At 35.0% G+C, this 14478-nt stretch carries 7 protein-coding genes; 2 read left to right on the forward strand and 5 right to left on the reverse strand.

The window, feature by feature from the left end; all coding sequences use genetic code 11:
* The 4 genes from ACF91D_RS27310 to panB all read right to left on the reverse strand — a co-directional run.
* The coding region (locus ACF91D_RS27310; protein WP_392438056.1) for an Ig-like domain-containing protein at positions 1-7518 on the reverse strand (7518 nt) is incomplete at its 3' end.
* A gap of 680 nt (positions 7519-8198) precedes the next feature.
* A complete protein-coding gene (mqo, locus tag ACF91D_RS27315) occupies positions 8199-9686 on the reverse strand; it encodes a malate dehydrogenase (quinone) (RefSeq protein ID WP_069793004.1) in 1488 nt (495 codons plus the stop codon).
* A gap of 248 nt (positions 9687-9934) precedes the next feature.
* Positions 9935-10783: a pantoate--beta-alanine ligase gene (gene panC / locus ACF91D_RS27320; protein WP_107549740.1), complete on the reverse strand. Its 849-nt coding sequence runs from the start codon at positions 10781-10783 to the stop codon at positions 9935-9937.
* A complete protein-coding gene (gene panB / locus ACF91D_RS27325) occupies positions 10780-11592 on the reverse strand; it encodes a 3-methyl-2-oxobutanoate hydroxymethyltransferase (RefSeq protein WP_039069657.1) in 813 nt (270 codons plus the stop codon). The genes panC and panB overlap by 4 nt, the downstream gene beginning before the upstream one ends.
* Positions 11593-11673: 81 nt before the next feature.
* On the opposite strand from panB, the gene ACF91D_RS27330 reads away from it, so the two are divergent.
* Positions 11674-12534: an oxidoreductase gene (locus ACF91D_RS27330; RefSeq protein WP_069793002.1), complete on the forward strand. Its 861-nt coding sequence runs from the start codon at positions 11674-11676 to the stop codon at positions 12532-12534.
* 409 nt (positions 12535-12943) lie between these two features.
* Complete coding sequence (locus ACF91D_RS27335; protein WP_327621097.1) at positions 12944-13366, forward strand: DUF2871 domain-containing protein; 423 nt, start codon at positions 12944-12946, stop codon at positions 13364-13366.
* Between the two features lie 141 nt (positions 13367-13507).
* Here ACF91D_RS27335 and ACF91D_RS27340 read toward each other — a convergent pair whose 3' ends face one another.
* Positions 13508-14248 (reverse strand): sulfite exporter TauE/SafE family protein, encoded by a 741-nt coding sequence (locus tag ACF91D_RS27340; protein ID WP_069793000.1) that lies wholly within the window; start codon positions 14246-14248, stop codon positions 13508-13510.
* Positions 14249-14478: the final 230 nt, after the last annotated feature.

The raw sequence follows: 14478 nt of genomic DNA on the forward strand, positions 1-14478 counted from the left end.
TTCTTCGGATGTGTTGCCATCTTTATCTTTAGAAGTAACTACAAGCTCTTCTCCACCATTCAAGTCTACATTTGATGGAATTTCTACTGTGTAGTTCCCTTGGTCATCCGCTGTACCTGTTGCTGTTATACCATCTGGGAATGTTACGGTTACTGTTGAACCTGGTTCCGCTGTGCCACTAACTGTTGTATCTTCGCTTGTTACTTCGTTCACCGTCGGTGCTTCTGGTGCTGTTGTGTCTACTACTGTTGTCGTCGCTTCTTCGGATGTGTTGCCATCTTTATCTTTAGAAGTAACTACGAGTTCTTCTCCACCATCTAAGTTTACATTTGATGGGATTTCTACTGTGTAGTTGCCTTGGTCATCTGCCGTACCTGTTGCTGTTGTACCGTCTGGGAACGTTACGGTTACCGTTGAACCTGGTTCTGCTGTTCCGCTAACTGTTGTGTCTTCACTTGTTACTTCGTTCACCATCGGTGCTTCTGGTGCTGTTGTGTCTACTACTGTTGTCGTCGCTTCTTCGGATGTGTTGCCATCTTTATCTTTAGAAGTAACTACAAGCTCTTCTCCACCATTTAAGTCCACATTTGATGGAATTTCTACTGTGTAGTTGCCTTGGTCATCCGCTGTACCTGTTGCTGTTGTGCCATCTGGGAATGTTACGGTTACTGTTGAACCTGGTTCCGCTGTGCCACTAACTGTTGTATCTTCACTTGTTACTTCGTTCACCGTTGGTGCTTCTGGCGCTGTTGTATCAGTAACTGTTGTCGTTGCTTCTTCGGATGTGTTGCCATCTTTATCTTTAGAAGTAACTACGAGTTCTTCTCCACCATCCAAGTCTACATTTGTTGGAATTTCTACTGTATAGTTCCCTTGGTCATCCGCTGTACCTGTTGCTGTTGTATCGTCTGGGAACGTTACTGTTACCGTTGATCCTGGTTCTGCTGTTCCTTTGACTTGTATATCTTCACTTGTTACCTCATTCACCGTTGGTGCTTCTGGCGCTGTTGTGTCAGTAACTGTTGTCGTCACTTCAGATGATGTATTACCATTTTTATCTTTAGAAGTAACTACAAGCTCTTCTCCACCATTCAAGTCCACATTTGATGGGATTTCTACTGTATAGTTGCCTTCGTCATCAGCCGTACCAGTCGCTGTTGTTCCGTCTGGGAACGTTACGGTTACTTCTGATCTTGGTTCCGCTGTTCCTTTGACTTGGGTATCTTCACTTGTTACTTCTTCCACCGTCGGTGCATCTGGCGCTGTTGCGTCAGTAACTGTTGTCGTCACTTCAGATGATGTATTACCATCTTTATCTTCTGCTACAACTCTGATTGTTTCATCTCCATCTAATTTTACGTTTGATGGAATTTCTACTGTGTAGTTGCCTTCTTCATCAGCTGTAGCTGTTGCCGTTGTGCCATCTGGGAATGTTACAGTTACTTCTGATCCTGGCTCTGCAGTACCTTTGACTTGTGTATCTTCACTTGTCACTTCGTTCACCGTTGGTGCTTCTGGTGCTGTTGTGTCTACTACTGTTGTCGTCGCTTCTTCGGATGTATTACCATTTTTATCTTTAGAAGTAACTACAAGCTCTTCTCCACCATCCAAGTCTACATTTGATGGAATTTCTACTGTGTAGTTGCCTTCTTCATCAGCTGTAGCTGTTGCTGTTGTGCCGTCTGGGAATGTTACGGTTACTTCTGAGTCTGGTTCCGCTGTGCCACTAACTGTTGTGTCTTCACTTGTTACCTCATTCACCGTTGGTGCTTCTGGCGCTGTTGTGTCTACTACTGTTGTCGTTGCTTCTTCGGATGTATTACCATCTTTATCTTTAGAAGTAACTACGAGTTCTTCTCCACCATCCAAGTTTACATTTGTTGGAATTTCTACTGTGTAGTTGCCTTCTTCATCAGCTGTACCTGTTGCTGTTGTGCCATCTGGGAATCTTACGGTTACTTCTGAGCCTGGCTCTGCTGTTCCTTTGACTTGTGTATCTTCACTTGTCACTTCATTCACCGTTGGTGCCTCTGGCGCTGTTGTGTCAGTAACTGTTGTTGTTGCTTCTTCGGATGTATTACCATCTTTGTCTTTAGAAGTAACTACGAGTTCTTCTCCACCATCCAAATCTACATTTGTTGGAATTTCTACTATATAGTTGCCTTTTTCATCCGCTGTACCTGTTGCTGTTGTGCCATCTGGGAATGTTACGGTTACTGTTGAACCTGGTTCCGCTGTGCCACTAACTGTTGTGTCTTCGCTTGTTACTTCGTTCACCGTCGGTGCTTCTGGTGCTGTTGTGTCTACTACTGTTGTCGTTGCTTCTTCGGATGTATTACCATCTTTATCTTTAGAAGTAACTACGAGTTCTTCTCCACCATCTAAGTTTACATTTGATGGGATTTCTACTGTGTAGTTGCCTTGGTCATCTGCCGTACCAGTTGCTGTTGTGCCATCTGGGAATGTTACGGTTACCGTTGAGCCTGGCTCTGCAGTACCTTTGACTTGTGTATCTTCACTTGTCACTTCGTTCACCGTTAGTGCTTCTGGTGCTGTTGTGTCTACTACTGTTGTCGTCGCTTCTTCGGATGTGTTGCCCTCTTTATCTTTAGAAGTAACTACAAGCTCTTCTCCACCATTTAAGTCCACATTTGATGGAATTTCTACTGTGTAGTTGCCTTGGTCATCCGCTGTACCTGTTGCTGTTGTACCGTCTGGGAACGTTACGGTTACCGTTGAGCCTGGCTCTGCAGTACCTTTGACTTGTGTATCTTCACTTGTTACCTCATTCACCGTTGGTCCTTCTGGCGCCGTTGTGTCTACTACTGTTGTTTTTACAGAATCAGAAATATTACCGTTATTATCAATAGAAGCTATTAATAGTTCTTCTCCACCTACTAAATCAATTTCATTTGGAATATCTATTGTGTATTTTCCTTCGTCATCTGCTGTACCTATTGCTGTTGTGCCATCTGGGAATGTTACGGTTACTTCTGATCCTGGCTCTGCAGTACCTTTGACTTGTGTATCTTCACTTGTTATTTCTTCCACTGTTGGTGTATGTGGTGCCGTTGCGTCTACAACTGTTGTTGTTGCTTGTTCAGATTTATTATTAGCTTTATCTTGTGCAATAGCGTGAATTTGTTCTCCACCTGTTAATACAACATTGTCCGGAATTGAGACACTAAAATTACCTTGATTATCTGCGTCTACATTAACTGTCACGCCACCTGGGAATGTTACTGTAACTGTTGAATTCGCTTCTGTTGTTCCTGTTACTTGTGTATCTTCGCTTGATACTTCATTTAATACTGGTGCTTTTGGAGCTGTTGCATCTACGACCGTTGTTGAAACTTCAGGTGAAATATTACCTCTAGAATCTGATGCAGTAACTTTCAATAATTCATTACCTGTTAAATCAATTCTTTCAGGAATATTAACAATATAATTTCCTTGGTCATCGGTTGTACCAGTTGCTGTAGTACCATCTGGGAACGTTATTGTTACTGTTGAATTTGCTTCTGCTGTTCCTCTGACTTGTGCATCTTCGCTTGTCACATCTTTCACTGTAGGTGCATCTGGTGCTGTCACGTCAGTTACAGTTGTAACTACTGGTGCTGTTTCATTACCAGCATCATCTGTTGATATGACTTGTATTTCTTCCCCACCTACTAAATCAACTTCATCTGGAATAGCAATTCTATAATTTCCATCGCTATCTGCTTCACCAGAAACTGTTACGCCATTAGGGAACTTAATTGTCACTGTTGAGTTTGCTTCGGCTGTTCCTGTTACTTGTGCATCTTCGCTTGTCACACCATTAACCGTTGGTGGCGCTGGTGCTGTTTCGTCTGTGACTGTTGTTGAACCAGGGCTGGAAACATTTCCTGTCGCATCTGTTGATGTTGCTTGAATCCTTTCGCCACCTTCTAACCCTTCATCTAATGGAATATTAACTGTAAAGTTACCATTGTCATCTGCTGTTGTTTCTACAACTGTTCCACTTGGGAAAGTAACTTTAACTGTCGAATTCGCTTCGGCTGTTCCTGTTACTTCCGTACTCACGCTTGTTACATGACTTATTTGTGGAGCATCTGGTGCTGTTGCATCTGTTACTGTAGTATTACCAGATTGTGAAACGTTACCTGCGTCATCTGTTGATGTTGCTTGAATCGTTTCGCCACCTTCTAATCCTTCATCTGATGGAATATTAACTGTAAAGTTACCGTTGTCATCTGCTGTTGTTTCTACGACTGTTCCACTTGGGAAAGTAACTTTAACTGTCGAATTTGCTTCGGCTGTTCCTGTTACGCGATTACTATTACTAGTTACATCTTTAATTATTGGAGCATCTGGTGCTTTCATATCTTTAACAGTGGTTGTTGTTATAGCTGATTCATTACCTGCTTTATCTGTTGAAATTGCTTTAAATTCTTCTCCACCTTCAAGAATTACACCATTTGGTATATTAACTGTAAAGTTACCTTGATCATCAGCAGTTACTGAAACTTTACCTCCACCTGAGAAGCCAACTGTTACTGATGAATTAGGTTCAGCTGTACCTGTAACTTGTTTATCATTACTTGTTATTGGATTAATCACTGGCGCATCTGGCGCTGTTTCATCTGTAACTGTAATTTGGTCTGAAATTTCACTTGTTTTTCCATCTTTACTAGCTGTTGCTGTTAAAACTGTACCAGCTGTTAAGGGCTGGTTTAGTACGATAGTTGCTGCTGAACCATCACTAGGTATTTGAACTGAGCCAATTTCATTATTATTATTATCTCGAACTGTGACAGTCGCACCTGCCGTTCCATTGACTTGTATTTCTGTATCGTTATCGTCAACTGGATTAATTGATGGTGTAGGTACTTTAGAAATATCAATAATGTTAAATGTACTAACTTCATCATTTTCATAGTTAGGCGAATCTATTGCAATTGTATATGTACCTTCAGGCGATTGAGGGATTGAAACAGAGAATCTGCCATCAGAATTGACTGTTGATGTTCCAATCACTTTACCATTTGCATCTATAACTTTAGCTGTTTGTGATGCGGCACCTTCTTTTAATGGAACTGAACCAGTTACAACTGTATCTTTATTAGTAATATCAGCTGCTTCAGGTTTACCAACTAATGGAGAAGTTTTATAGTTGATGACTTCATCCCCATCATTTTTACCGTCTCCGTCTGTGTCATTGTTTTCAGGATTAGAAAGTGATACTTGGCGCTCGTATCTATCTAACAATCCGTCTTTATCATAATCTTGTAAGGCTAAAGTCGATGTACCTAAAGTATTATTGATAAGTGACCCTTTACTATCAGTTAAATAACCTGCAAATGTAAAGTCTTCTTTTTGTTTAGTAGTTTCTCTAATTAAGTTTCCTTGTGCATCATATTCTGCATCTTTAGTTAAAATATTATTTACACTTTGGTTTAATTTAATTACTATTCTAACACCTACTGGTTCAGGTAAAAGGTTATTAAATTCAATAAGTTTATTTAAATTATCACTAGTAATCGAACCATTCCCTCTTGCATCTAAAGTTAGATCTGCAACTTTATCATCTTCATGATATGTTTTGTCAAAACCACCTAAGCCTTTATAATCATATTTGTGTAATTCCACACTTTCGATATATGGTAATAAATCTTTATCTATTTGATAATGGTATGACCATTGATTACTTCTTGTTTTGCTGTAAGAAAATAGACCATCTTTCATAATTTGTTGATCAATAATAAAACCGCCGTATTCTCCTGGAGCATCATCATAAGTAGCTGAACCACTGCTCGCTTTAAATGTATTACTGTTCTCACTTGATACAGCTTTTTCTAATCCAACTAAATCACTATCTGCACTTGTTAAGAAATAACCACTACTTTCAGATGTACGTACGATTCTATTTCCTGTCGAGTCACGTACAAACATTTGATAATTTAATTTATTATTATCTAAACTACCAGCGTTTTTTAAAATATTCGCTACTGTATCATCAAGTTCAATTTTACCGTTTGTTGCTGTATATTGTGATAAAATTTCCGCTCCACCAAATAAACCATCATTAGCTCTAATAAAGTTTACTTCCCATGTATTAGTAACTTTTCCATTTTCATCAGTTAATCTAATAAATTCAACTGGTTTACTTCTACCTGCTGGATTTACCGTTATCTTTGTGACATGTTTAGCTATAATTGGGTCTAATTTCAAGTCAATTTTATATCTATCACCAGAGTTGGATCCTGACATATAACTATGGATATCGAACGGAATAACATTGCTGTTTAGTGTTGTTTCGTTATCTAGTGAACCTGGATCAAATATTAATGATGCAAACGTATAATTATCTAAATAACCTAATGATTTTTCTACTTCTTCACTTTGATCTACTGCTGCAGCTAGCGCTGTCGGTGTAGCCATCGCTCTAAACATTGTACGTGTTGGTGTAGCAAGTGTTGTTACACTTTCTTGATTATTAACAAGTTCGATAATCGAAGCTTTTAAAATTTCAGTGTTAATTTCTTCATCCGTAGCAGTCTCATAATTAATATCTGTATTGTCCATGATAGCTTTTGTTTCAGTTTCCGATAACTGGCTATTTAAAAAAGATTCAACGGTAGATTTTTTGTCTTTAGTTGTTGCTAATTTTGTTTCTAATTTTGATTTAGTATTTTCAGTTTTTTTCTTGTCTTTTATAGTTATTGCCTTCGACTTATCAACTTTAGACGCAGATGTTGAACTTCCAGAAGTTTCTACTTTGTCGTTTTTAACATCTGTCTTTTGTGATTTTGTAACTTGTTTATTGTTATCTTTCTGTGGTTGCTTTGTTTTTGATGCTTTCTCACTATCAGAATTCTTATTAAGTGGTTTTTCTGTTTTTACTGAATTTGTTTTTTCAGCAATTTCAGTTGATGGTCTTTCAGTCTTAGATGGTAGATTACTTTTATTTGCTTCCTCATTACTATTTTCTTTTGTTGCATCTTTATCATTTACTGTTTCAGGTTCTGAGTAAACCGAAGACGATGTTTGATCTTCAACTGTATTAGTATGGTCACTGTCTTTTTGTTCAGTATTCGTTTCTTCTGTTTTAGATTTTTCACTAGTTACTTTTTCTGTTTCAGGTTTTTCACTAGTTACTTCTTCTGTTTCAGATTTTTCATTTTCTATTTGATTATCACTGTTCTCATTTACTGTCGATTCCTCTGGTTCGTTTTTGGAATTTTCAGTTTTTTCTTGTGTTAGTGTATCTTTACTTTCACTTTCCACTTCTTCTGTTTTTTCTTCTGTAGAATTATTTTCCTCTACACTTTTAATATCATTTATATCTAAAGCTTCACCTTTATCTTTGGTACTAGCATTATCACTAGTTATTGAGTCTAATTCATCCGCTTGAGCTTCATTACCTACCCCCATAACTAAAGTAGCTCCGATTAATAACGATGCAGTCCCAACTGTAAATTTCCTAATAGAGTATTTATTCAGTCTATTAGGCAAAAAACCTTGTCTATTTTTCATAATTTTCCCACCTCAAATATACTTTTTCACAACTCAATATTACTCAATTTAAAAATAAATGCAAGAGTTTTTTGTAATTATTTACATAATTCACACAATCAAACGTGCACATTTGATTGCGTTTGATTTTTTATAACGCACAATTAAATGACAAAGAAGAGAAAGTGTCATTTCGATATCATTCTTTAAATTGTATTGTTTTTAAACTTGAAGTATTTTAAGTGTAGTCTAAACTTGTTGAAATTTTAAATGGGGCTGTAAATACATAGTGTTTGAAATATAGATACTATTTACATCATATATAAAGACAAGACAACAAAGTTTTCCTATGTATAAGCAGCATCAATTTCAATTATTTACCATGATATCTAAATGAGATCTCCCTACACAAAATTTATTATATTTAATTATTTTTTTCATGAGTAATGCGAGCCACTATTAATTATATTTTCAATGGCACACAATGTAAAGCCATTTTACAATAGTTTAAAAATTAAAATAATTATAGCAATTAATATTTTTCATAATATCATCAAATCGCTGAATAATTTTTTGATGAATTATAATATTTATAAGGTTCTTAAAAAACTTATTTTTAAAAATAGACACTCCCTATAGAAGGTTTTCTCAACACAAAAAACCTCGAAACACAAACGTGTCTCGAGGTAAAAGTAATTTTATTATTTATTATTTAATTGAAGTTCTGTGTCGTTAGCTTGACGGATTTGTTTCAATAACGCATAGTCTTCAATTAATGATTTACCATAAGATGGAATCATTTCCTTAAGTTTTGGTTCCCATTGTTTAAGCTGACCAGGGAAGTTTCGTTCAATTACTTCTAATGCAACAGATACTGATGTTGAAGCACCTGGTGATTCTCCTAATAATGCGATGACAGAATGGTCTTTAGAATTAACAACTTCTGTACCAAATTGAATAAATCCTCTACCATGTTCTTTAGTATCTTTAATAACTTGAACACGTTTACCAGCTTGTAAGATATCCCAATCTTCTTCTTTAGCATCAGGCACAAATCGACGTAATTCTTTCATTCGATCTTCTTTTTTCGCTAATACTTCTTGAATTGAATATTTAATTAATGGAAAATTCTTAGCAGCGGCAGATAACATCGTAATCACATTACTTGGATTAATTGATTTGAATAAATCCAAGTTAGAACCATTTTTCAAGAATTTTGGACCGATAGCTGCAAATGGTCCGAATAATAATGAATTTTCGTCTTGAATATAACGTCTGTCTAAGTGAGGTACAGTCATTGGCGGTGTACCTTCTGGTTCTTTACCATAAGCTTTTACTTCATGTTTATCTACAATTTCAGGATTATTACATACTAAGAATTCTCCTGTAATTGGGAAACCACCTAAGTGTTTGCTTTCTGGAATTCCAGTTTTTTGTAATAAAGGGATTGCTGCACCACCGGCACCGATAAATAGATAATCTGTAATATGATGTTCTACTTTTTTAGTTTTTAAGTCTTTAATTTTAACTTCCCACTTACCATCTTTACGACGGCTAAAGTCTTGAACTTCATGTTTATAGAAAAGCTGTGCATTTTCATGTTCGCTTAAGTTTTTAGCCATTTTTCTAGTAAGCTCACCGAAGTTCACATCTGTACCTTCATCAATTTTACTAGCCGCAACTATTTCATTTGGGTCACGACCTTCCATCATCAATGGCATCCACTCTCTTAATTTTTCGTGGTCTTCAGTGTATTCAATGCCTTTAAACATGGATAATGGAGATAATGCTTCATAACGTCTTTTCAAGAAATTTACGTTTTTATCGCCTTGCACAAAGCTAATGTGTGGTAAAGGGCGAATAAATTCTTGTGGATTTGCGATTTGTTTACTTTTTACTAAATGAGACCAAAATTGTTTCGAAATCTCAAATTGTTCATTTATTTCTTTCGCTTTTTCTACGTCTATTGAGCCATCTTTTTGTTCAACTGTGTAATTTAATTCACATAGTGCGGCATGTCCAGTACCAGCATTATGACGTTCATTTGAACTTTCTATAGCAGGTTTGTCGAGTCTTTCAAAAAGTTTAATATTCCAATCTGGTGCAAGTTCTTTTAACATTGTCCCGAATGTTGTACTTAAAACACCCGCGCCAATTAAAATAACGTCTTTAGAGTTTGATTCACTCATTATTTTTCCACCTTTCAATCATCACTTTTTAATAGCAATTTATAATATTTTTTAGTTTATAAGATACCAGTTATTCTGTTCCTAATATATTCATACCCTATAATACTTTCTTACTATCATAAAAATGCTTCTCGATATATATCTCTCATAGCATATGATAAAACAACACTGTCGAAATGTAAAATGTATATTACGATAAGATTAATTTCTAATAAAATGCATTAAGCTCATCGGTTATATTGAGCTAATTAGTTACCTATAATTATGTTGTCTATCAAACGCGCTTTACTAAATTTAACCGCTAATGAGATGAAGATTTTCCCATTTATTTGTTCTTGTTTGATTAGTTGAGGATAGCTATAAATAGCAACTGTTTCAATATTGCCACTCGTATGTTGCTCAATATATTCACGTGTTTTTTCAATTAATTTTTCACTTTCTCTCTCTCCTTGTTCGTACATCGATTGTGCTAAACGGAGACTTTGAAATAAATGTGGCGCTTCTAAACGTTCTTGTTCTGTTAAATAAATATTACGTGAGCTTTTGGCTAATCCATCTTCTTCTCTTACGATATCTACAGCAATAATTTTAATTGGATGATTGAAATCATCTACCATTTTTTCAATGATAGCTAACTGCTGTGCATCTTTTTTACCAAAATATGCTTTATTAGGACGTACAACATTAAATAATTTATTAACAATAGTAACTACGCCATCAAAATGTCCTGGCCTCTCAGCGCCTTCCAACACTGTCGCAAGACGCCCTGCTTTCACTTCAATCGTCGGATTTTGTGGATACATTTCTTTCTCGCTTGGATGAAATATATAGTCAACGTTTACTGATTGGGCTTTAGTTGCATCAGCATCAATATCTCTTGGATAAGAAGCTAAGTCTTCATTCGGCCCAAATTGTAAAGGATTCACAAAAATACTAATTACCGTCACATCATTTTCATCAGCAGATTGAGCCATCATCTTTAAGTGTCCATCATGTAATGCCCCCATGGTAGGAACAAAGCCGATAGTATTGCCTTGAAGTTGTAATTCATTCGTAAGCTGTCTCATTTCTTTAATACTCGTAATTATTTTGGTCATTTTACATCCTCATCCATTACACGTTTTTTATAAGTATAATTTTCATCAGGAAAATGACTAGATTTCACTTCTTTGTTATATTCAGTTAATGCGTCAACACCGACTGAAAAATCACCATATTGTTTTACAAATTTCGCTTTATGATCGACACCATAATTTAATAAATCATGGTAAACCAATACTTGTCCGTCAGTGCCTTTTCCTGCACCAATACCTATTACAGGTATATCTAGTTGTTTGGTGATTTCTGATGCTAAATCAGCAGGTACAGCTTCTAATACTAGCATGATTGCACCAGCCTGTTGGATTGCATGAGCATCATTCAGAAGTTGTTGTGCCGCTTCTTTGTTACTTGCTTGCATTTTATACCCGGTAATACCTACACTTTGTGGCGTAAGCCCTAAATGCGAAACAACTGGAATCCCCATACGGCTGCAATTTTCAATATAATTTGTTAAATGCGCGCCCTCTGCTTTAATCGCATTAGCATTAGTTTGTTGATATAGTTTGACTGCTATTTCTAAGTCATATTGTTCAGTGACGCCCACACCACCAAATGGGACGTCAACAACGATATAAGTGTCAGGCGCACCACGACGCACTGCCTTAGCATGATGTATCATATCTTCAACAGTTACTTGCACTGTATTATCGTAACCCAAAACTGTCATGCCTAATGAGTCTCCAACTAATATGATATCTATCTGGGCTGCTTCAGCTTGTTTAGCACTTGGGTAATCATAAGCCGTAACCATTGAAATTTTTTCTTTATGTTCTTTAACTGCTTGTAACTGGCCTAATGTTTTCAATTAAAATCAACTCCACAATTTGATATATTTGTATTGTTATACATATACTAACTAAACTTTTTAGAAAAGGAAATAAATAACATGAGCAATTTCGCTATTATTGGTCCTGGCGCAGTAGGCAGTACAATCGCATATGATCTCCAACATAATCAACCAAACTTAAAATTATTGGGGCGTCGCGAGCAAACTCTTAATTTCTTTGTAGATGGAGATTCAACTAATCCCCATCAATTAACAGTAACTGCTTTAAGTGATTGTCATGAGAAATTTGATGTTATATTTATTGCAGTAAAAATACCCCAACTGTCAAAAGTATTAAGTAAATTAGACCACTTGTTACATCAAGATACTATGATTATTTTAGCTCAAAATGGTCATGGCCAATTATCGGTGTTTACACATCCATTCGTTTATCAAGCTGTTGTGTATATTAGTGGGCAAAAAGAAAAGGATAAAGTGACTCATTTTCGTGATCATAAATTAATTTTGAAGGATACACCTCAAACACAAGCACTATGCAAAAAGTTGGAAAATACGCCGCTAAAAATTCAATTAACTGATGATATAGAAGCAGCCATTTGGTATAAACTGCTTGTGAACTTAGCTATCAATAGTGTGACTGCTTTGAGCCGTTCTACCGCTTCTGTATTAACTGTCCCAGGTATTAAAAATCTATGTGAGAATTTATTACGCGAAGGTACAGAAATTGCTAAATTTGAAAATGTAATATTTGAAGAAAAAATCGTAACTGAAATTATGACAATTTATGAAGGTTATCCTAGCGAAATGGGTACGAGTATGTACTACGATATTTTAGAAGATAAACCACTAGAAATTGAAGGCATTCAAGGTTTTTTATACAACAAAGCGCGATTGCACAATTTAAAAACGCCTATACTTGATACAATTTACCCTCTTTTGCTGGCACAACAAAAAAATTAAAACACTGTTAACTTTTAAAATAAGCCTAAGCAATCAATTTACATTAATTGATTGCTTAGGCTACATCTTTATCTGATAAATGGAGGTAATGATGAACTGCACATTTTACTAATCACATTATCCCTCTTCACTTCATAATTATGAAGTAACGCCGTATATTTCATAACCATCATTCGATACAAACTCTTATAGATTTTAAAGACTTTCTGAAAATAATTATTAATTATAGAACCATTGAAACAACTTCTAATATTAATAATATAGTTGAGACACAGTTCCTTTTCTTTGTTTTCCGTCTTTTAATAACTGCATACAGTAAATATATGGACCTAATATTTTTTATCTTTGTTCATATAGAGTTCATATAAGCCAGTTATATTACAGTTATTAACAAATTGGAGGTCGAAAAATGAAAAAATTAATGCTTAGTTCAGCATTCTATACGCTATTAGGTATGTTGAGTGGCCTTTTTTACCGTGAAATGTCTAAAGGCGAAAATTTTAGTGGTTATTCTCAATTAAATGTTACACATACACACTTACTCGTTTTAGGTACAATTATGTTCTTAATATTTATGGTAATTGAATATCAATTGAAATTAACTAAAAATAGTAAGTTATTTAATAGCTTTTTCTATATATTCCACTTAGGTATTTTAGTAACAGTAGCAATGCAATATATTAATGGTATTGCGACAATCAAAGGTTTTAGTGTTAGCCCAGCAATAGCAGGTATCGCAGGTTTAGGACACATCATGATTTCTATCGCCTTTATTTTATTCTTTGTACTTTTAAATAAAAGAATAAATACTAACTCAAATAAACTTAAATAATGATTTAAGTTGTTATAATAAAATCGTTTTAAAGTGCTTATCGTAAAGTAGTAGTTTAAAGCGATTTTATTTATTATGATACAATAATGGACCAAGTAACTATCAATATTAATAATAAAAAGCATCATACTTTGTAATTTTTTAAGTTATTAATATTAACGCTCCCAATATGATGATAAATAGATACAGCCATTTTTCAAAATGATTATAAGACGTTAACTTAGATAAATATTTACCTATTATCACTGAAATAATTAAACAAGGTAATGATAATAAAAATAAAGGAATCGTTTGTTCTGTCCATATACCGCCAAACCCTTGCCCCATAACTACAAATATTGCCGTTAAGAAAAAGTGTGCTTGAATTGTACTTCTGAAATCTTTGATATGCCAACTTGATAGAGTCCCGTAAATCACAACTGGAACACCATGAGAGTTATATAGACTACCTAAGGTTCCAGAAACAACACCTGTAATGCCAGACCATATATTAGATTTTAATACAATTCGTATACGATTATTTAGAAAAAAATACTTACTTAATGCATATGTACCATAAATAATTAAAAACCCGCCTAACATTATTTGCACAATATCAGTATTAAAATATCTTAAAATCCAAATACCTATAGGTATACCAACTAAACTACCTGCTAACATAATAAATAAAACACTATATTTTATACTTCTATAATCAGAAAATATATTTAAACTTGCTACAAATAAGCCTGCTAAACCGACTAGAGATATTGTTGTATGTGTTTCTAAACCTATCAGTGCTAGTAACGGCATACTTATGAGTGCTTCTCCAAAACCAAAATATGTTCTTACTAGCCCCCCTAAAAATATCGCCAACAAACTAAGTATTATAAATATATCCATACTTATACTCCTATATTTAAATAATTAAAAAAACTTAAAAACAAAGCACTTACACAATTTTCAAATTCATTTATACCATATCATTATTCTTTTTGTTTTTATAAACATTTGAAAATGATTTTAATAATTTAATGAATTAAACGATTAGCAATTTAATATGTAGACTTGCTAAGATTTTTCAAAAGTGTAGAATCGGTGGAAACGCTTACAAAAATTAGTGTAAATTCATT

It is taken from the genome of Staphylococcus sp. 231237_7MaSpsaltlick (assembly GCF_043107035.1).

Bases quoted from the DNA above. Each gene is read 5' to 3' on its own strand.
- ACF91D_RS27340 (WP_069793000.1), bottom strand. From the start codon at position 14,248: ATGGATATATTTATAATACTTAGTTTGTTGGCGATATTTTTAGGGGGG.
- panC (WP_107549740.1), bottom strand. From the start codon at position 10,783: ATGACCAAAATAATTACGAGTATTAAAGAAATGAGACAGCTTACGAAT.
- mqo (WP_069793004.1), bottom strand. From the start codon at position 9,686: ATGAGTGAATCAAACTCTAAAGACGTTATTTTAATTGGCGCGGGTGTT.
- ACF91D_RS27330 (WP_069793002.1), top strand. From the start codon at position 11,674: ATGAGCAATTTCGCTATTATTGGTCCTGGCGCAGTAGGCAGTACAATC.
- ACF91D_RS27335 (WP_327621097.1), top strand. From the start codon at position 12,944: ATGAAAAAATTAATGCTTAGTTCAGCATTCTATACGCTATTAGGTATG.